Raw genomic sequence first — 19937 nt, 5'->3', positions numbered from 1 at the left:
CCAGACAAACTCCTGGAGGAACGCGACATGCGCGTCTACTACGATCGCGATTGCGACATTAACCTGATCAAGGACCTGAACGTGGCCATTCTGGGCTATGGCAGCCAGGGCCATGCCCATGCGCTGAACCTGCGCGACAGCGGCGCCAAGAACCTTGTTGTTGCCCTGCGCGAAGGGTCTGCCTCGGCCAAGAAAGCCGAAGCCGAAGGTCTGCAGGTCATGGGCATCGCCGAGGCCGCGGCCTGGTGTGACGTCATCATGTTCACCATGCCCGACGAATTGCAGGCCGAAACCTACAAGAAATACGTGCATGACAACATCAAGCCCGGTGCCGCCATCGCGTTCGCCCATGGTCTGAACGTGCATTTCGGCCTGATCGAGCCCAAAGAAGGCATCGATGTCATCATGATGGCCCCCAAAGGCCCCGGCCACACCGTGCGCGGCGAATATGTCAAAGGCGGCGGCGTGCCCTGCTTGGTGGCGGTCGACAAGGACGCAACCGGCAAAGCGCTGGAAATCGGCCTGTCCTATTGCTCGGCCATTGGTGGCGGTCGCTCGGGCATCATCGAGACCAACTTCCGCGAGGAATGCGAAACCGACCTGTTCGGCGAACAGGCGGTTCTGTGCGGCGGTATTGTCGAACTGATCCGCATGGGCTTTGAAACCCTGGTCGAGGCCGGTTACGCGCCGGAAATGGCCTATTTCGAGTGCCTGCACGAAACCAAGCTGATCGTTGACCTGATCTATGAAGGCGGCATCGCCAACATGAACTACTCGATCTCCAACACTGCCGAATATGGCGAATATGTCTCGGGTCCGCGGGTGCTGCCTTATGACGAGACCAAGGCTGCGATGAAAGGCATTCTGCGCGACATCCAGACCGGTAAGTTCGTGCGTGACTTCATGCAGGAAAACGCCGTGGGTCAACCCTTCTTCAAAGGCACCCGCCGCCTGAACGACGAGCACCAGATCGAAGTTGTTGGCGAGAAGCTGCGCGGCATGATGCCGTGGATTTCTGCTGGCAAGCTGGTGGATCAGGAAAAGAACTGATCTCAGCCCTATCTGCTGACTTTCAGACGGGCGGGCCTTTTGGTCCGCCCTTCGTTTATGTAGCGACGCTCATGCTTCGTTCCGTATCGAAGCGTGAGGTATTGATCGCCTGAGCTTACCGCGTCAAAACCACCTGCACGGCATAAGGAATCCCAATGACGCACTCCCCCGACATCACGGCCAGAAGCTGGCTTATGATCGCCACGCTGGGGTTGGTCTGGGGCGCGACCTTCATGGTGATCGAACTGGCCTTGCGCGGGATCACCCCGTTCTGGCTGGCCACGGCGCGGATCGGCTTTGCCGCGCTGCTAACCCTTGCGATCTGGCGCGCGAGGGGCGGGCGGATCTGGTTGGGCAGCGAGACCGCTTGGGCAGCGCTTGCGGTGACCGGTCTGCTCAGCACGGCGCTGCCCTTCATGCTGCTCAGTTGGGGGCAGCAATATGTGACCAGCGGATTTGCCGGGGTGTCGATGGCTGCGGTGGTGCTGCTTGTGCTGCCGCTGGCGCATGTCTTCGTGCCCGGAGAACGCATGACGCCGCGCAGGGTGTTGGGCTTTCTCATCGGCTTTGCCGGTGTCGTCGTGCTGATCGGCGGGCAGGCTTTTGATACCACCGGTTCGCGGCTGGAGGGCTGGGGCCGCCTCGCCTGCCTGTCGGCGGCCTGCTGCTATGCGATCAGTTCAGTGATGATGCGCAAACTGCCCGCGATCGATCCTTACGCGCTGGCCGCCCTGCAACTGAGCATCGGCACCTGCATCGTCTTGCCCGCCGCCTTGCTGGTCGAGGGTCCACCGCCGCTGCCCTCCTCCGAAACCCTGTTCTATCTGGCGTTACTGGGCCTTGTGCCAACGGCGGGGGCAAACCTGCTGCGCGTTTTGGTGATCCGCAGCGCGGGGCCTGTCTTCATGGGGCTGACGAATTATCAGGTGCCCCTTTGGTCGGTGATTCTGGGGGCCGTCTTTCTGCACGAACCCCTGCCCCACAGCCTGCTGCTGGCGATGATCCTGATTCTTGGCGGTATGGGACTCAGCCAGTATGGCGCGCTGAAACGGCTGTTCTTCGCAGGGCGTTAAGCCACCGGAGCGGCGGACCCAACCGCCAGTTCAACCGCATCCACAACCGATCCGACGCTGGCTTCCAGCAGCGCCTCGTCCTCGCATTCGGCCATCACCCGGATCAGGGGTTCGGTGCCCGATTTGCGGATCAGCAGGCGGCCCTTGCCGGTCAGTGCTGCCTCGGCGTCGCTGATCGCGGTTTTGACTGTCGCCAATTCCAGCGGGGTCTGGCCCTCGGCAAAGCGCACATTGCGCAGCAGTTGCGGCACCGGCTCGAACCGGCGCGCGAGCTCGGATGCTTTTTTACCGCTGCGCACCATTTCGGCCAGGAAATGCAGCCCTGCCATCAGCCCGTCACCGGTGGTGGCAAAATCGCTCATCACGATATGGCCGGATTGCTCGCCGCCCAGGTTGAAGCCCCCTTCGCGCATGCGTTCCACCACATAGCGATCGCCCACGGCGGTGCGTTCCAGCCCGATGCCCTGCGCCGCCAGATGCCGCTCCAGTCCCAGATTGGACATCACGGTCGCTACCAGCGCCCCGCCCGACAGCATGCCATCGGCATTCCAGCGCTCGGCCAGCAGCGCCATCAGCTGATCGCCATCAGCGACGGTTCCGGCCTCATCCACCAGAATCACCCGATCCGCGTCCCCGTCCAGCGTAATGCCAACATCCGCACCATGGGCCACAACCGTCTCGGCGGCGGTTTCGGGATGGGTGGAACCGCAGCCGAGGTTGATGTTCAGGCCATCAGGCGCCACGCCAACCGGGATCACCTCGGCCCCCAGTTCCCAGAGGATCTCGGGCGCGGCCCGATGCGCAGCTCCGTTGGCGCAATCGATCACCACCTTGAGCCCGTCCAGACGCAGCGCGCGGGGCAGCGAGGATTTCACCCGCTCGCCATAGCGAAAGCGTGCATCATCGACCCGGCGCGCGCGTCCGATATTATGCGCCTGCGCCGGCTGCACCCCGGCCTCAAGCAGCGCTTCGATCTCTTCCTCGGCCTGATCGGACAGTTTGAACCCGTCCGGGCCAAAGAACTTGATGCCATTGTCCTCGGCCGGGTTGTGACTTGCCGAGATCATCACCCCCAGATCGGCGCGCATCGAGCGGGTCATCAAGCCCACAGCGGGCGTGGGCACCGGCCCCAGCAGCAGCACGTTCATGCCGGTCGAGGTCAGCCCGGCGGTCAGCGCGTTTTCGAACATGTAGCCCGATAGCCGCGTGTCCTTACCGATCACCACCCGGTGCACGCCCTTGGCGTCACGCCGAAAGTACCGCCCTACGGCAGCGCCAAGGCGCAGCGCCAGATCGGCGGTCATAGGATGGGTGTTGGCCCTGCCCCGCACCCCATCTGTTCCAAACAGCTTCCGCATCCTGCCCCTCACCGATTGTTCTTGCTTGCCTGCCGCAAATTAGCGGACCGCAGACCAGAGGCGCAAGGCCTGAGCGGTCTCGGCCACGTCATGGGCGCGAATGATCTGCACCCCCTGCGCCAGCGCCGCCAGCGCAACCGCGATCGAGCCCGGCGCGCGCGCATCGGCGCGCGGCTCCTGCGCGATGGTGCCGATGAATCGTTTGCGTGACGCGCCCAGCAGGATCGGCACGCCCAAATCGTGAAACAGGCCGATATTGCGCAGCAGCGCCAGATTATGCTCAAGCGTCTTGCCAAAACCGATGCCGGGATCTGCGACGATCTGCCCGCGCGGTATGCCTGCGGTTTCCAGATGGTCGATTCGGTCTTTCAGGAAGTCGAACACATCCAGCAGGACATCGTTATAATGCGGATCGTCCTGCATGGTTTCGGGATCACCCTGCGCATGCATCACGCAAACCGGAACGCCGCGCGCGGCGCTCAGTGGCGCGAGATCGGCATCGAAAGTAAAGCCCGACACGTCATTCACCAGACCCGCCCCTGCATCCAGCGCCGCCGCCGCAACCTGCGACTTGCGGGTGTCGATGGAAATCAGCGTGTCGCTTTCGGCTGCGATGGCGGAGATGATCGGCGCAGTCCGTTCGACCTCGACCTCGATCGGCACGAAATCGGCGCCGGGCCGTGTCGACTCGCCGCCCACATCCAGAATGCTGGCGCCGTGGGCCACCATTCGGCGCGCCGCCGCACGTGCCGCTTCGACGGTGGCATGACGACCGCCATCAGAAAAGCTGTCCGGGGTGGCGTTGAGAATGCCCATGATATGGGGCTCATCCATCGCCAGCCCGGCAATGGACGCGCGCGCATCGCTCAATCGCGCCCGTGCCGCAACTGGCAGGTCCCCGACATGCGAGACGCGAGCGGCAGAATCGCGCGACAGGATCTCGACATGGGTAAACCAGAGCGGGCCGCCTGCCAGCGGCAGCGCCTCCGCCGGGCGGGCCTGTCCGTGCTGGACAATCGGCCGGTGATAGTCGGTCACAGCTCTGCCCGCTCCACCGATTGATGGCGCAGCAGGATGCCAGTCTCGGTCGGCAGGTCCGCCCCGATCACCAGCATTTCACCCGCCTCGAAGGTCGCGGCAAACCAGGCGGCCAGCGCAACCGCGTCCGAGGGATGGGCCGAGGGGCCATCCACCGCATCCAGAACCACTTTGGAGGGGGCCCAGACACAAATCTGACCATTCTTCATCGCCCAGTCCAGCTCGGTCCGGGTCGAAACCACGACGCAGCGCGGATCGCGCGCCGCCAGCACCCAGGCGTTCTGCTCAATCGCCAGCAAATCGATCCGGCGCTGGGTCATGGCATGGCCGGTCTGCGGCGCCGCCAGATCAGAGGCCCCGACGCACAGGATCAGCGGGCGCGTACGCGCCTCCAACTGATCGATCCAGCCCGGCAGATACGGCGAGGCAATGGCGGCATTGGAGAGATAAACCAGACGCGGATGCGGGCGGTCCTCTTCAAGCGGTTCGTGATGTACGGCGTCACGCGCCCGCACGATCTCAACCCCAAGCGCACCAGAGCCGCGGTCGAGCTTTTCGATCCGCACGAAAGCACGCACCGCCTGTGGTTCCAGCAGGATACGTTCGGCGACCCGTTCAGCCAGCGTTTCCAGCAGGTTCAGCCGTTCTTCGGCCAGTTCATGCGCGATGGCTTCGGTGACACGATCATAAGACAGGATGCGATCGACATCGTCGTCGATCGGCCCGGTCAGCGGCGTCACCTCGACCACGACATTGAAGCAGATGCGTTGCGTGTTGCCGCGTTCGGCCTGAAACGCCCCGATCTCGACCTCGACAATATGGTCGCGCAGGGAAATCCGGTCGAGCGGCGCGTTCTCGGCCGTGGCTTCGGAGCGCTCCGAAGGATGCGCGAAGGCAAGACGAATTTCAGAACTCATGAGCGGGCCCTTCGGCTAACGGCAATCGCCAATTCGCCGGGCTATAGCAGCCCATGCCGCATGACGCCAGCAAACGAAAACCGCCTGGCAGCGGAATCTGCGGCCCATCGCTTGCGGGTTCGGGTTGCTCACATTCGAAACGACATCAGCAGGCCGGGATAGCCTGCTGATTTCACGATATTTTAGTTACTCGCCGTGCGATAGTTGTGGCGATAGAAAAGATGCACACCGATCTTTGCCGTCCGCTTGTAGACGCGCGCCCATTTCGGGTTGACCGAAGTTGTGTGGTAGTGCGTCGCACCATCGGTCAGATCGCCCGACACGCCATCAATCGCGGCGCGCGCAATCTTGGAAACGCGCTGATAAGCCTGCTTTTCCGCAATGACTTCCTTATGCCCGTCACATGTATAGGTGAACTGGCACTGGTATTTGCGGCCTGTGCCCTGCTTGATCACACCGCAAACCGTGTCGGGAAAGCGGCTGCTTTTGACGCGGTTCAGGATGACCTCTGCCACGGCGAACTGGCCCTTCACCGTCTCGCCACGTGCCTCGAAATAGAGCGCCTCGGCCAGGCACTGCCAATGTTCGTCACCCTCAGGCTCAGGACGCTCGTCCACCCAGGCACGCGAATAGCTCACCTCGACCGGGCGCGCCTTGGGCTGCACATAGGTCAGGTACTTGCGAAATTCGGCCCCGGGCATCGCGCCGAGCGAAGCTTGTTCATGTTCAATCAACGAGGACAGCCCCGTATCGGACGCAGAAACAGTAGGCAGCAGCACAGCCACCGCCAAAGCGGCCGTCTTAATAAATCGGTTCATTTCTAAAACCCCACCAGGTTTGTTCGCGCGCTTACCGATCCCCCCGAAAAGCAAACGCAGGCTGCCCTCTAGCCCAGAGTTTGCCGTAGGTCCAGTTCGTCCAAAAATGCAAGCGCAAAAGCAGTGGATTCTTGCCGATGGCAAGAATCTTCCGACCCTACGTCAGTCTACATCTTGTGTGGATCTTAGGGGTCAGCCCCCACCTGATGAGAGATAGCCAATTGCGCTGCGGCCAATCGCGCCACCGGCACCCGGAAGGGCGAACAGGAGACATAGTCGAAGCCCGCCGCGCGGCAAAAGGCGATCGATTCGGGGTTTCCACCATGCTCGCCGCAGACGGACAAGGTGATTCCCGGTTGCGATTCGCGGCCCCTCTGCACCCCGAGTTGCAGCAGCTCGCCCACCCCGTCCGTATCCAGCACATGGAACGGATCTTCGGAGAAGACGCCCTGATTGACATAGGCCGACATGAACCGGCCCGCATCGTCACGCGACAGACCATAGGTCATCTGGGTCAGGTCATTGGTGCCGAAGCTGAGGAAGGCGCAATGGGGCGCGATCTCGTCGGCACGCAGGCAGGCGCGCGGGGTTTCAACCATCACGCCAAGCCGGTAGTCGAAATCCCGGCCCTGCTCCGAGGCGACAGATGCCGCGACCGCATCGATCCGCGTCTTGACCAACTCGACCTCGCGGCGGGCCGAGACCAGCGGGATCATCACCTCGGGCACCACTGGTTCGCCCTCTTGGCTGGCCTCCAGCGTCGCCTCGAAAATGGCGCGCGCCTGCATGTCATAGATTTCAGGCACGGTGACGCCCAGCCGCACACCGCGCAGGCCCAGCATGGGGTTATATTCACTCATGGCGGCCACCCGACGCTCCACATCCGAAACCGGCAGGTCCAGCGCCTCGGCCAGTTCGCGCTGGCCTGTTCGATTGGTGGGCAGAAACTCATGCAGTGGCGGGTCGAACAGACGGATGCAGACCGGCTTGCCGCCCATGATGCGGAAGAGCTGCACGAAATCCTTGCGTTGGATCGGCAGCAACCGCTCCATCACCGCGGCACGGCCCTTGGGGGTCTGGGCAAAGATCATCTCACGCATCACCGTCAGGCGGCCCGGCTCAAAGAACATATGCTCTGTCCGGCACAGGCCGATGCCTTGCACATTGAAGTTTTGCGCGGTTTGCGCGTCCGCAGGCGTATCGGCATTGGCGCGGATGCCGATATCACATTCCGCCTCGGCCCAGGTCATCAGGGTCTGGAAACTGTCATCCAGCGCCGCCTCAAGCATCTGCGGCTGCCCGGCCAGCACCTGCCCCGAGGTGCCGTCGATGGTCAGCACATCACCGGTCTCAAAAACGCGCCCGTCCTGCGCCATCAATTGCCGCTTCTTGGTGACGAAACGCAGCCCCGAAGCACCGACGATACAGGGCAGACCCAAGCCCCGCCCGATCACGGCGGCATGGCTGGTCATACCGCCCTTTTCGGTCAGAACGGCGGCGGCGGCATGCATGCCGCGCACATCCTCGGGCGAGGTTTCACGGCGCACGAGGATACAGGGCTCGCCCCGCGCGGCACTGGCCTGCGCCTCGGCGGCGGTGAACACGATCTGGCCGGTTGCAGCACCGGGGCTGGCGGCGATGCCGGTGGTCAGCACATCGCGTTCGGCATCCGGGTGCACCTGCCGGTGCAGAAGTTCGTTCAACGCATGTGGATCAACCCGCATCAGCGCCTCTTGCGGTGGGATGATACCGTCCTCAGCCAGCCGCACCGCGATCTGCACTGCCGCGCGCGAGCTGCGCGGCACCCGCACGCCATCAAGAATATGCGCATGGCCGTTTTCAATGACGAACTCGACCTGCATCTCTTCGCGCAGCTTGTGGCGCATCAGTTTTGCATGCTGCTGCAGCTCGGTATAGGCCTCGGGCGCGACATCTTCCAGCGAGGGTCCGCGCTCATCACGCGCCAGATACAGCGCGCCGGTGCCCGCCCCCAGCGCATCACGGCCCTGGCTCTGGCTCAGATAACGCCCGGTGATCTGCGCCTGGCCGGTGGTGGGGTCGACCAGCTGCATCACGCCCGAGCCACATTCGCCACGCCCCAGACCGGGGATCATCTCCTGCACGACAAGGCCCAGACCGGCATCGGCGGGGGCACCCTTGGCCTGGCGCAAAAGCCGCGCGGTGGTGCCGTCCCAGGCGCGGGCCATGGATTTCAGCACCGCCGCCAGTTGCTCGCCAGGATCCTGCGGGAAGGGTTCGTCGGTTTCCTCTTCATAGGCGCGCAGCGTTTCGCTCAGACCCCGCTGGCCGTCCTCGATCAGGTCGTCGAACACATCCGGGTCCAGCCGCGCCACATGCACGGCATAGGTCTGCACGAAGCGCAGATAAATCGCCGCTGCCGCGTCGGCCCCCATCGTGTCGCACAAGTCCACATAGCGCGCATCGTTCATGCCCACGTTCAGAACCGCCCCCGGACCGCCCCAATCGGGGTCCTCTGAGGACGGGCGCACGCAGAGCAGCACCGTGGGATCGAACTGTTCGAGAATGCGGGCGATATCAGGTACATGGCCATCCGCGATCGCCTGCACCGTCTCAAAGGACAGGGCCACCGTGCGCGGCACCGGCATGTCCAGCCGCACCAGCCGCTGCAAACACTTCGCCCGCCCGCCATGGGTATTGGCGGCCACGGGCGCTTCGGGCGTGATCAGGGTGGTATGCGGGTTATTCTGCACTGCGGCACCTTTTTTGTTTCGCCGCAGCATAAGTAGGATTGGGATCGACGCAAGGGAGAGGTTGGGGATGCGCGTTTCTACGCATCCCGGTTTGTCATCCCTCGATCCGGGTCAGATCGGCCACGCTGGAGCAGATCGCGCGGATCTGGCTGAGCAGGTTCAGACGGTTGCGGCGCAGCACATCATTGTCGGTATTGACCTGCACGTCTTCGAAAAAGGCATCAACGGGCCCGCGCAACTCCGCCATCGCCGCCATCGCCGCGGGAAAATCCTCGGCCTTCAGCGCGGGGGCGATTTTCGCCTGCCCAGCGTCGAGCGCGGCAAAGAGCGCCTTTTCGCTGTCGGTTTCAGCGAATTTGGGGTCCGCGCCATAGGAGTATTCGACCCCGTCCTTCTCTTCCGCTTGGGTCAGAATGTTGTTGGCCCGCTTGAACCCCTGCACGAGGTTTTCGCCATCTTCAGTGGCCAGCACCTCATTCAGCGCGCGGGCGCGTTTGACCAGCAGGGTCAGGTCGTCATTGCCCTCCATCGCGATACAGGCGTCGATGATGTCATGACGAATGCCCTCGTCGCGGAGGAAGACTTTCAGGCGGTCGTGGAAGAAACTAACGAGACCTTCTGTCATTCTCGTGGTTTCGGCCAGCACAGTAAACCCACCGAGTTTACCCTCCAGCTTCAAGTTTCGCTTTGAGGTAACTGAATCAGCGACCGAGTATAAATTGTGAATGTCTGCCTTAGTCAGTTCGGCTTCCCTAAATTTCAATAGGTGAAGAAATGCTGCATCGAGCGCGAGTTGCTGTAGGGACAGTGCAAAATTCGATCCGAGTATGAGCCTGATAACCCCTAGTGCCGCGCGACGAAGCGCAAACGGGTCTTTTGATCCAGTAGGTTTCTCATCAATCGCCCAGAACCCGGTCAGCGTGTCCAGCTTATCGGCCAGCGCCACGGTCACGGAAAGCGGCGCGGTGGGGACGTCGTCGGAGGGGCCGAGCGGCGAGTAATGTTCCTGTGCCACAGCAGCTACAGCGGCGTCTTCGCCTGCCGCTTCGATGTAATAGCGGCCCATAAGCCCCTGAAGTTCCGGGAATTCATAGACCATCTCGGAGCTTAGGTCCGCCTTGGCCAGACGCGCGGCCTTCTCGGCATGATCCGGGTTGGCGCCGGTGATCGGGGCCAGTTCGCGGGCAAGTGCGGCGATGCGGTCGATCCGTTCGGCCTGTGTGCCCAGCTTGTTATGGAAGGTCACGTTTTTCAGCGCATCGGTCCAGGCGCTCATGTCCGATTTGGCGACGCGCAGGTCGTTCTCCCAGAAGAATTTCGCATCGGCCAGACGGGCCGAGAGCACCTTCTGATTGCCCGCCAGAATGGTCGCGCCATTATCCGTCGTCTCGCGGTTGGCCACAGTGATGAACCGTTCGATCCGGCCCGTCTTGGGGTTCTTCACCGAGAAAAACTTCTGGTGTTCCTTCATTGAGGTCTGCAGGACTTCGGGCGGCAGGTCGAGGAACTCTGCACCGATCTCTCCCATCAGCACCACGGGCCATTCCACCAGCCCGGCAACCTCACCCAGCAGTCCCTTGTCGTCCACCACTTCAAGACCTGCGGCGAAGGCCATGTTCTGCGCATCGGCCCAGATATGGTCGGCGCGCTCAGCGGGCGACAACACAACATGGGCGCGCTTGAGCTTTGCCTCGTAATCCTCGAAAGATGAGACAGAAAACCGGCCCGCGAGATCGCCCTGCGCCATGAAGCGATGGCCCTCGGTGCTGTCGCCCGCGTTGATCCCGTCAATCTCCATCGGCACCACCTGCGCACCTGCTTCGTCACTGAGGATGCACAGGATCGAATGCAAAGGCCGCACCCAGCGCAAGGACCCGCTGCCCCAGCGCATCGATTTGGGCCAGGGGAAGTTGCGGATCGTGGCCTCAAGCACTTCGGCGATGATGTCGGCTGCCGGGCGGCCCGGCTTCTCGATGCTGGCGAAATAGACCGCGCCTTTGGGCGTCTCGCGCTCTTCCAACTGATCGCGGGTCAGGCCCGCGCCGCGCAGGAAGCCCTCGATGGCTTTGTCGGGCGCAACCACTTTCGGACCCTTGCGTTCCTCGCGCACCGTAGGGCTTTCCGCCAGCAGCCCCTGCACCGTCAGCGTCAGGCGGCGCGGCGTGGTGAAGGCCGCCGCCCCGGCATAGGTCAGACCGCTCTCGACCAGACCGTCGGTGATGCGCTTTTTCAGATCTTCTCCGGCGCGGGTCTGCATGCGCGCGGGGATTTCCTCGGAAAACAGTTCGATCAGCAGGTCGGGCATGGGGTCCTCAGAAATTCACGATCGTCTGGATGACGATGGCGTTGGCGATGTCCACAAAGAACGCGGATACAAGGGGGAGCACGATAAAGGCAATAGGCGACGGGCCATATCGCTTGGTCACGGCGGTCATGTTGGCGATGGCAGTTGGCGTCGCGCCAAGCGCAAAGCCACCGAAGCCTGCCGCCAGAACCGCGCCGCGATAACCCGAGCCCATCACCGGGAACAGCACATAGATCACGAAGAGCACCGTAAAGAGCGTCTGCGCGGTGAGAACCACGAGGATGGTCATGCCCAGATCAGCAATGGTCCAAAGTTGCAGGCTCATCAGCGACATGGCCAGAAACGCCCCCAGTGCAAATTCCGAGACCAGCGCCAGCGCGGGCGTCCGGCTGACGGCAACCGCACCCGGTCTGAGCCAGCTGCGCAGGTTGGCGATCAGGATGGCAACGATCAGGCAGGGCACGAAGAGCGGCAGTTTCAGCCCCGCCTCGGCGATTGCGATATTTGCGGCATAGCCGAGGATGATCGCCAGATGCAGATAAAGCACCACCCGCATCAAGCCGATGGGCGTGATCGCCGCATCGCCAGTTTCCTGTTGCGGCACGCCCACGGTCAGTTCCTCATCCGGGCGGTCGGGGGTGAGCTTGTGAAGTTCAACCAGGTATTTCGCCACCGGACCACCCACCAGCGCCGCCAGCACGAGACCCAGCGTCGCCACGGCAACGCCCAGCTCTGTCGCACCCTCCAGCCCGGTCACCGCGCCCACATCGGGTGCCCAGGCAATGGCCGTGCCATGCCCGCCAATCAGCGCGGCAGAGCCAAACAGCACGCCCGATTGCGCCGGAAAGCCAAAAGTGACGGCCCCAAGCGCGCCAATGATGTTTTGTGCCAGGATGGTTGCGAGTGTCAGAATCAGAAGCAGGACCAGAGGTTTACCGCCTCTGATCAGGTCCGAGAAGCGGGCGTTCAACCCGATGGCGGCAAAGAACACCACCAGCAGATAGTCGCGGGTCTCCATCTCGAATTCGAACTCGATCCCGGCGACCAGATAGACCGCCAGCGACAGCATCGCCGCGACCAGACCGCCGCTGACCGCTTCGGGAATGTTGAACCGGCGCAGCACCCCGACCCGTGTGTTGAGCTCGGCCCCCAACAGGAAAACCGCCAGCCCAAGGGTGGCGGAGATCATATCGGGGACAAAGAGGTTCATTGCCCGCGCTCCCCGCGCGGCGGGCATGCCTCGCCGATCACCGTGCCGTCATAGGCTTTCTTGCCGCAATCGTTGAGCGCGTGCCATACATAACCCCGCCCGTCATCGGTAACCGCAACGACCCGGTCCACACCGAAATGGATGTTCTTGGTGCCCAGATAGGCCCGTGCGGTCCCCGACGCGAGCGCCTCGCCCAGCGCTAGAGCGTCGTAGCAATCGAACCAGTCCGGGGCGGTCAGGGGTTCAACCCCCTCTGCCGGGCGATAGGTCGCGCTCAGTTCGTCGAGGCTCAGCTCGGTGTTGAAACAGGCGCGATAGCGGATCGGAGAGCTATCGGCATCAATGGCCTGAAAACCGCTATAGGCAATGGGCTCCGACGCCTCAGCCTCAAGCGGTAGCAGCGCAACATCCTGACCCGGCTGTGCGTCGACATCGTAATAAAAGCCATAGATCTGCATGTAATACATCACCCCGCCCGCAATCGCGGCGCTGGCAAGAATGACGATGGCGAGCAGTTTTCCCTTCATCTCCGGTCCCTCAGTTCGCGCAACCTTTGTCACCCTGCGGGGCAACGGGTTCCAGGCTCGCCAGAAGCGGCGGCATCAGACCACGTGCCCTCCGGCTGTGGTCTGAACAAACGCGTCGGCGCATTGTTTGGCCAGTGCCCGCACCCGCCCGATATAGGCCTGACGTTCGGTGACCGAGATCACGCCGCGCGCATCCAGCAGGTTGAAGATGTGGCTCGCCTTGATGCACTGGTCATAAGCCGGGTGCGCCATCACGATACGCTTGCCGGTCTTGGGGTCGTCATGTTCCTGCGCCAGAATGGTGGCGCATTCGGCCTCGGCCTCTTCGAAATGACGCAGCAGGACCTCGGTATTGGCCACGTCAAAGTTCCAGCGCGCGTATTCCTCTTCGGTCTGCTTGAAGATGTCGCCATAGCTGAGCGGGCTGGGGGATTGCGGATCGTTGAACGGCATGTCCATCACATGATCGATGCTCAGAACATACATCGCCAGACGCTCCAGACCATAGGTCAGCTCGCCCGAGACCGGGATGCAGTCATGGCCGCCGACCTGCTGGAAATAGGTGAACTGGCTGACCTCCATCCCGTCACACCAGACCTCCCAGCCCAGCCCCCAGGCGCCCAGAGTGGGGCTTTCCCAGTCATCCTCGACAAAGCGGATATCATGCAGGTCCATGTCGATACCGATCGCTTCGAGCGAACCCAGATAGAGCGCCTGCAGATCGGGCGGGCTGGGTTTGATCAGTACCTGATACTGGTAGTAATGCTGCAAGCGGTTGGGGTTTTCGCCATAGCGCCCGTCAGTCGGGCGGCGCGAGGGCTGCACATAGGCTGCGGCCCAAGGGTTCGACCCAAGCGCACGCAGCGTGGTGGCCGGGTGGAACGTGCCGGCACCGACCTCCATGTCGTAGGGCTGCAAAATGGCGCAACCTTTCGAGGCCCAATAGGTCTGAAGCCGCAGGATAATCTCCTGAAAAGAGCGCGGGGCGCTGGATGTGTCACTCATGTGCCTGCCTTCACGAACACGGGGATGGGATCAGGGCTTTCCTATGCAAGCAGCCCGGGACCGTCAACGGCCCTTCTGAACGCAGTCGCGGGCGCATCCCGCACGCCTGTCGTGCGAAGATCACACCCGCAGCGTCGCATCATTGCAGGCATGGTGTTTGGGGTGGGTTCGCGCGTATGTTGCGCAAAACAGACATGAGTTAAGGCAAGAGTTCCCCAATGACACGGTTTTTCGTCGCATTCCTCCTTGCGGTCACCTTCGGCCTGCGCGCCGTTTCGGCCCAACAATCCGGCGCCGAGGGCGTCTGGGTCCAGATCGAGGCCCATCCCGATATACCGGTGGCCGAGCAGCGCGCGCAGTTCTTCTCCAGCAGCCTGCCCGATGTGCAGGGCTATGCGCTTGGCGGGGGCTGGTACGGAATCGTGCTTGGCCCCTATACCCGTGCCGATGCCGAACAGGTGCTGCGTGTCTACCGCGCCGAGCGTCAGATCCCCAGCGACAGCTTCATCACCTTCACCCGGTCACTGGGGCGGCAATTCTGGCCGCAGGAGGGCGCAAGCGCCGCTTTGACAACACCTTCGCTGACCCAGCCCGCGGCGGCGCCTGCCCCGCAAACGCCCGCCGTGGCCTCTGACGAGACCCCCGCGCAGGCGCGGCGCAGCGAGCGGGCCTTGAGCCGCGAGGAACGGCGCGGATTGCAGACTGCCTTGCAGGCTGCCGGGTTCTATAACGCGACCATCGACGGCGCCTTTGGTCCGGGCACCCGCCGCTCCATGGCCGATTGGCAAAGCTTCAACGGTTATGAGCCCACCGGCATCCTGACCACCAGCCAGCGCATTGTCCTGATGGATCAGTATAACGCGCCGCTGCTGAGCGTCGGCATGGAACGTCGTCTGGACGCCAAGGCCGGGATTTCCGCCGACCTGCCCCTGGGCGAGGTTGCATTTAGCCGCTATGACCCGCCCTTTGCCCATTACGATGCCCAAAGCGACCTTGGCGCGCGGGTGCTGCTGATCAGCCAGAAAGGCGAGCGGGCCGACCTGTTCGGGCTCTATGACGTGATGCAGACGCTGGAGATCGTGCCTCTGGACGGCCCGCGCCAGCGCAACAAAGACAGCTTCACCATCGAGGGGCGCGGCAACGGGATCGTGTCCTATACCGAGGCGGCGCTGCGCGATGGGCAGATCAAGGGCTTTACCCTGGTCTGGCCCGATGGCGATGAGGGCCGCCGCGCCCGCGTCTTGCAGGCCATAAAGTCCAGCTTTGCCCGCACCGATGGCGTGCTTGACCCGGCCGAGGGGGCTGGCGCGCTGCAAAGCGTCGATCTGGTCTCGGGGCTGGAGATCCGCAAACCGCGCATCTCGCGTTCGGGCTTTTATGTGGACAGGTCGGGCGCGGTTCTGACCGTGGCCGAGGCGGTACAGAGCTGCACACGGATCACGCTCGACAACACCTACCGTGCTGATCTCGTCTCACAGGATTCAGGGCTTGGCGTCGCGATCCTGCGGCCGACTCAGCCGCTGGCCCCGATGGCGGTGGCGGAATTGCATCTGAGCGAACCCAAGCTGCAATCGCAGGTCACCCTGTCAGGCTATTCCTACGAAGGGGTTCTTGGCGCACCAACACTGACGTTCGGGACGCTGTCAGATGTGGCCGGACTGCGTGGCGAGACCGAATTGTCACGCCTTGCCCTGGCCCCGCAGGACGGCGATGCCGGTGGTCCGGTCTTTGACACGGGCGGGTCGGTTGTCGGCATGTTGCTGCCCGATCCCGCAGACGGCCAGCAATTGCCCCGCGATGTGAGCTTTGCCGCTGACGCGCAGGCACTGCGGAACGTGCTCGAAGCATCCGGTCTGACGGTGGAAAGCGCCCCCGAAGCGTCGGATATCACACCCGATGAGTTGAACCGCCGTGCAAATGGCATGACCGTTCTGGTCAGTTGCTGGGACTGATCCCAATGGGTGGTTAGCCGCTCGCGCCTCACGAAACTGACAAACGCGCCGATCTTCGGCGCGTTTTCTCGCTTCACCACGCGCCGGGATGCACCGGGTTGCACCGTCGGACACATTGACGCCGTCCCCGTCGGGTAGGAAAGTCTCGGCAGATGGGCAGGAACACAGGACAGACAGATGGCTGACAAAGACCGATTGACAGCATGGAACCGGCGCGGCGTGATCGCCGGTGGTGCAGCGGCCTTTGCCGCGCCGTTTGTGCGGCCCGCCCGCGCCGACACTCCGTTGGTGTCACCGGATGAGGCGCTGGAGCGGCTCATGGAGGGCAATGCGCGCTATGTGGCGAATACGCCGATCAACACCGACCACTCGGTTGGTCGCAGCGCGCGCGCGCTGGGTCAGCAGCCTTTTGCAACAATCGTCAGCTGTGCCGATTCCCGCGTTGCCCCTGAACTGATCTTTGATCAGGGACCCGGCGAGTTGTTCGTCATCCGCGCTGCGGGCAACGTCATCAGCGATTATGGGCTGGCGAGCCTGGAATATGGCGCGGCGGTGCTTGGCATCTCGACGATCCTGGTTCTGGGGCACAGCTCCTGCGGGGCGGTCAGTGCCACCATCTCGGCGGTGGAGGATGCCACCCTGCCCGGCGGGCATCTGTCGGGTCTTGTTAATGCAATCCGCCCCGCCGTCGAGGACGTCATGGCCGACAACCCGCCCGACCTGCTGGCCGCCGCCACGGCGCAGAACGCGCGCCTGGGTGCCCAAAAGGCACGCTCAACCGCGCCGATCCTGTCTGATCTCACCCAAAGCGGCAGGTTGAAATCCGCCGCCGCGATCTATGACATTGCCACTGGAAAGGTTGAGTTCCTTTAGCCCGCACGCATCGGCAGGCTCAGACGATATCGGGCGTCAGATAGATCAGTGTCGGACCATTTGCCGTGAAGGCCGCGCGCACGGCCTCCTGCATCTCGGCAAGCGAGGCTGGCGCGGCTGAGGCGGCCCCGAAAGCATTGGCCAAGGCGCAGAAATCGGGGTTGCGGGCGATCACCGCGTTGGGCGCGATCTGCGCCCGCTGCATGCTTTCCTCGATCTCTTTCAGCTTGCCGTTGTCCCAGATGACGATCGGCAACGGCAGGCCCAACTCGACCGCCACGCCAAGCTCCTGCATCGTATAGTGAAAGCCATAATCGCCCGCGATCACCATGGTGGGTTTTCCATCACGCGCAACCGCACCGCCGATTCCGGCGGGCAGCGCATATCCCAACGTTCCAAACCCCGACGGGTGGTGCCAGTGATGGGGGTAGTGCATGTCCCAGACCTCTTTCGCGAGGTAGGCGAATTGGGTCATGTCGGAATAGATCATCGCATCCGGGGGCACCGCATCGCGCAGCGCGTCGATCACCGGCAAGATGCCGGGGCGCTCTGCATCCGCCTCAGCCCGCCAGCGGGCACGGGTTGTGGCCACCTCCTCCACCGACCAGCCGGTGGCGGGCTTGGCCCCTTCGGTGGCCGACCAGAGCGCTTTTGCGAAGCTCGTCCCATCGGCCTGCAGCTTGACCAGCGCGCGCTGCCCGTCAGACAGCACCTGCGGGTCCAGATCGACCCGCACCAGCGTTGTGCTATGACCGAGATCTTCGCGCCAGAGGTCCACCTCGGCCAGTTCGGTCCCCACCGCGATCACCAGATCGGCGCTGCCGATCACCGCCGCACTGCCGGGCCGCGCCAGCATCGCTCCGAAATTGAGCGGATAATCCGCGCCAACCTGACCGCGCCCGGCATATGTGGTGAAACAGGCTGCCCCAAGCTGCGTCACGATCTGCCGCCACAGGTTCGACCGCGCCCCGCCGCCCAGAATGAACAGCGGTCGCCGAGCCAGGTTGAGCAAGGAGAGCACCGGCGCAATATCAGGGTCCTGCGCCTTGAGGCGCAGCGCGGGCTGGTTGGGAAAAGGCGCCGGGTCGGCCAATGCTTCGAGCTGAGCAATCGGCACCTGAATGGCTTTGGGTCTGGGCCGCGCCAGCTCGAATTCTTCGAAGGCGCGTTCGATCAGACCATAAGCTGAAGCTGCGGAATGGGCCGTTTCGGACCAGTCGCAGACGGTTGCGGCGGCGCCTTCCTGATCGCGCATCTGGTGCAGTTGGCCCTTGCGGGAGGCGGTTTCGTCCAGACAGGACGAGATCGCCAGAACCGGCACGGAATCGGAATACGCCTGCGCCAGCGGCGTCAACGTATTCAACAGCCCCGGACCGGTGATCACATAAGCCACGCCGGGCTTACCCGAGGCACGCGCATAACCATCGGCCATGAACCCCGCCCCCTGCTCGTGACGGGCGAGAACGTGGCGAATGCCAGCCTCTTCGATGCCGCGATACATCTCCTGATTATGGACCCCCGGTATCCCAAAGATCACCTCGACGCCCCGGTCGCTGAGCATGTGGGAAATCTGCGCCCCCAGCGGTTTCTTCATCAGGCTCTCCAGAATTGCACGGTCAGGATCACATAGACGGCCATCAGCTCAAGTCGGCCGATCAGCATGCCTAAGGTCAACATCCACTTGGCGGTGTCGTTGAGATTGGCGAAATTGCCCGCCGGGCCGATCTGATCGCCCAGCCCCGGCCCGATATTGGCCAGCGCGGCGGCAGCCCCGGAAATCGAGGTCACGAAATTCAGGCCGGTCAGGCCGAGCCCCCAGGACAGGATGCCCATGGTCACGATGAAAAAGACGAAAAAGCTCATCACCGAACTCAGCACGTCCTGCCCCACGGCGCGCCCGCTATAGCGTGGCGTGAAGACACCGCTGGGCTGACGAATGCGCTGCAACTGCGCCTTGATCGAGGCAAACAGCAGCTGGTAGCGGAAGATCTTGATCGAGCAAGCGGTTGATCCCGCACAGCCGCCGATCAGACCGATAAAGAACAGCATGGTGACCGGAAAGCCGCCCCAGCTCATATAGTCAGTGCTGGCATAGCCGGTTCCGGTCATCAGCGACACGGTGTTGAACAGGGTCTTGCGGATGACGCCCTCGCCGGTTGCCGGGGTCTGCAGCAGGTTCCACAGCGTCAGGACCGACACCAGCACCAACGCGGTTCCGATAAAGGCGCGCACCTGGCTGTCGCGGTAGAGCGGCTCGGCGGTGCCCGCGATCATCTGCACGTAGCGCACGAAGGGCAGCGCCGCGAGGATCATGAACAGAACCGCCACATATTCGGTCGCGGGCGGGAAACCCCCGAACGAGGCGTCGTAATTGGCAAACCCGCCGGTCGCCACGGTGGTCATGGCATGGACCGAGGCGTCGAACGCATCCATACCCGAAGCGGCATAAGCCAGCGCGCAGGCCATGGTCAGCGAGATGTAGACGACGGAAATCCGGGACGAAATCTCGGTCGCGCGGGGCAGAATTTTCCCAAAGGTATCAAACCCTTCCGAGCGAAAGATCTGCATGCCACCGACCCGCAACTCGGGCAGGAAGACCATCGCAACAACGATGATGCCGATGCCGCCCAGCCATTGCAGCAGCCCGCGCCACAGCAGCAGCCCGCGCGGCAACTCGTCGAGGCCCGAGATCACGGTCGAACCGGTGGTGGTCAGGCCCGACATCGACTCGAACAGCGCATCGACAAAGCGCAGTTCGGTCTCACCGAACATGAAGGGGATCGCGCCAAAGATCGGCAGGGCCACCCAGACGCCGGTTGTCAGAAGGAAGGTCTGCTGGATGGTCAGGCCCTCGCGCACGCCATTGGCGCAGCTCATGGCCATCAAAGCGCCCACCAGGGTGGTGATCAGGGCACTTTGCAGAAAGACGTGCCATTCGCCCCGCCCTTCGGCGAAATCCGACATCATCGGCAACAGCATGGTCAGGCCAAGAATAGCGACCAGCAGGCCGATCACATATCCGACGGGGCGAAGGTCTAACATGACGCGCAGCGTTGGCGCGCCATGGCTTCGCTGTCAA

Annotated in this window: 15 protein-coding genes; 4 read left to right on the top strand and 11 right to left on the bottom strand. The window is 63.1% G+C overall.

The window, feature by feature from the left end:
- Nucleotides 1-27 precede the first annotated feature (27 nt).
- Both ilvC and AB1E34_RS04165 read left to right on the top strand, forming a co-directional pair.
- Entirely contained in the window at nucleotides 28-1050 is a 1023-nt protein-coding gene (gene ilvC / locus AB1E34_RS04170; RefSeq protein WP_372571070.1) for a ketol-acid reductoisomerase, read from the top strand.
- 155 nt (nucleotides 1051-1205) lie between these two features.
- Nucleotides 1206-2123 (top strand): DMT family transporter, encoded by a 918-nt coding sequence (locus AB1E34_RS04165; RefSeq protein ID WP_372571069.1) that lies wholly within the window; start codon nucleotides 1206-1208, stop codon nucleotides 2121-2123.
- On the opposite strand, the gene glmM is transcribed toward AB1E34_RS04165, so the two are convergent.
- The 9 genes from glmM to AB1E34_RS04120 form a co-directional block, all read right to left on the bottom strand.
- The gene (gene glmM, locus AB1E34_RS04160) at nucleotides 2120-3481 is read right to left on the bottom strand and encodes a phosphoglucosamine mutase (RefSeq protein WP_372571068.1); all 1362 of its coding nucleotides are present in this window, start codon (nucleotides 3479-3481) and stop codon (nucleotides 2120-2122) included. The genes AB1E34_RS04165 and glmM overlap by 4 nt on opposite strands.
- Before the next feature lie 39 nt (nucleotides 3482-3520).
- The gene (folP, locus tag AB1E34_RS04155; protein WP_372571067.1) at nucleotides 3521-4519 is read right to left on the bottom strand and encodes a dihydropteroate synthase; all 999 of its coding nucleotides are present in this window, start codon (nucleotides 4517-4519) and stop codon (nucleotides 3521-3523) included.
- Nucleotides 4516-5436, bottom strand: a complete 921-nt coding sequence (locus tag AB1E34_RS04150) for a dihydroneopterin aldolase (RefSeq protein WP_372571066.1) — start codon at nucleotides 5434-5436, stop codon at nucleotides 4516-4518. The genes folP and AB1E34_RS04150 overlap by 4 nt, the downstream gene beginning before the upstream one ends.
- Before the next feature lie 182 nt (nucleotides 5437-5618).
- Nucleotides 5619-6254: a cell wall hydrolase gene (locus AB1E34_RS04145; protein ID WP_372571065.1), complete on the bottom strand. Its 636-nt coding sequence runs from the start codon at nucleotides 6252-6254 to the stop codon at nucleotides 5619-5621.
- A 185-nt stretch (nucleotides 6255-6439) separates the two neighbouring features.
- Nucleotides 6440-9016, bottom strand: coding sequence for a putative PEP-binding protein (locus AB1E34_RS04140; protein WP_372571064.1), 2577 nt, complete (start codon nucleotides 9014-9016; stop codon nucleotides 6440-6442).
- Nucleotides 9017-9080: 64 nt separating this feature from the next.
- On the bottom strand, nucleotides 9081-11243 hold the full coding sequence (glyS, locus tag AB1E34_RS04135; RefSeq protein ID WP_372571106.1) for a glycine--tRNA ligase subunit beta: 2163 nt from the start codon (nucleotides 11241-11243) through the stop codon (nucleotides 9081-9083).
- A gap of 55 nt (nucleotides 11244-11298) precedes the next feature.
- Nucleotides 11299-12501 carry a sodium/glutamate symporter gene (gltS, locus tag AB1E34_RS04130; protein WP_372571063.1) on the bottom strand — a complete coding sequence of 401 codons (1203 nt, stop codon included), beginning with the start codon at nucleotides 12499-12501 and terminating at the stop codon, nucleotides 11299-11301.
- Nucleotides 12498-13028, bottom strand: coding sequence for a DUF6446 family protein (locus AB1E34_RS04125; protein WP_372571062.1), 531 nt, complete (start codon nucleotides 13026-13028; stop codon nucleotides 12498-12500). The genes gltS and AB1E34_RS04125 overlap by 4 nt, the downstream gene beginning before the upstream one ends.
- Nucleotides 13029-13103: 75 nt before the next feature.
- Nucleotides 13104-14033 (bottom strand): glycine--tRNA ligase subunit alpha, encoded by a 930-nt coding sequence (locus AB1E34_RS04120; RefSeq protein ID WP_372571061.1) that lies wholly within the window; start codon nucleotides 14031-14033, stop codon nucleotides 13104-13106.
- Between the two features lie 218 nt (nucleotides 14034-14251).
- On the opposite strand from AB1E34_RS04120, the gene AB1E34_RS04115 reads away from it, so the two are divergent.
- Entirely contained in the window at nucleotides 14252-15985 is a 1734-nt protein-coding gene (locus AB1E34_RS04115; RefSeq protein ID WP_372571060.1) for a serine protease, read from the top strand.
- Between the two features lie 177 nt (nucleotides 15986-16162).
- The gene (locus AB1E34_RS04110; protein ID WP_372571059.1) at nucleotides 16163-16858 is read left to right on the top strand and encodes a carbonic anhydrase; all 696 of its coding nucleotides are present in this window, start codon (nucleotides 16163-16165) and stop codon (nucleotides 16856-16858) included.
- 19 nt (nucleotides 16859-16877) lie between these two features.
- Here AB1E34_RS04110 and AB1E34_RS04105 read toward each other — a convergent pair whose 3' ends face one another.
- A complete protein-coding gene (locus AB1E34_RS04105; protein ID WP_372571058.1) occupies nucleotides 16878-18452 on the bottom strand; it encodes a thiamine pyrophosphate-binding protein in 1575 nt (524 codons plus the stop codon).
- Complete coding sequence (locus AB1E34_RS04100) at nucleotides 18452-19900, bottom strand: TrkH family potassium uptake protein (RefSeq protein ID WP_372571057.1); 1449 nt, start codon at nucleotides 19898-19900, stop codon at nucleotides 18452-18454. Before AB1E34_RS04100 ends, AB1E34_RS04105 begins: the two co-directional genes overlap by 1 nt.
- Nucleotides 19901-19937 lie beyond the last annotated feature (37 nt).

Origin of the sequence: Ruegeria jejuensis, assembly GCF_041537905.1 — a bacterium.
Lineage (GTDB): Bacteria > Pseudomonadota > Alphaproteobacteria > Rhodobacterales > Rhodobacteraceae > Ruegeria_C.
This window is presented reverse-complemented; position numbering and strand designations above follow the sequence as displayed.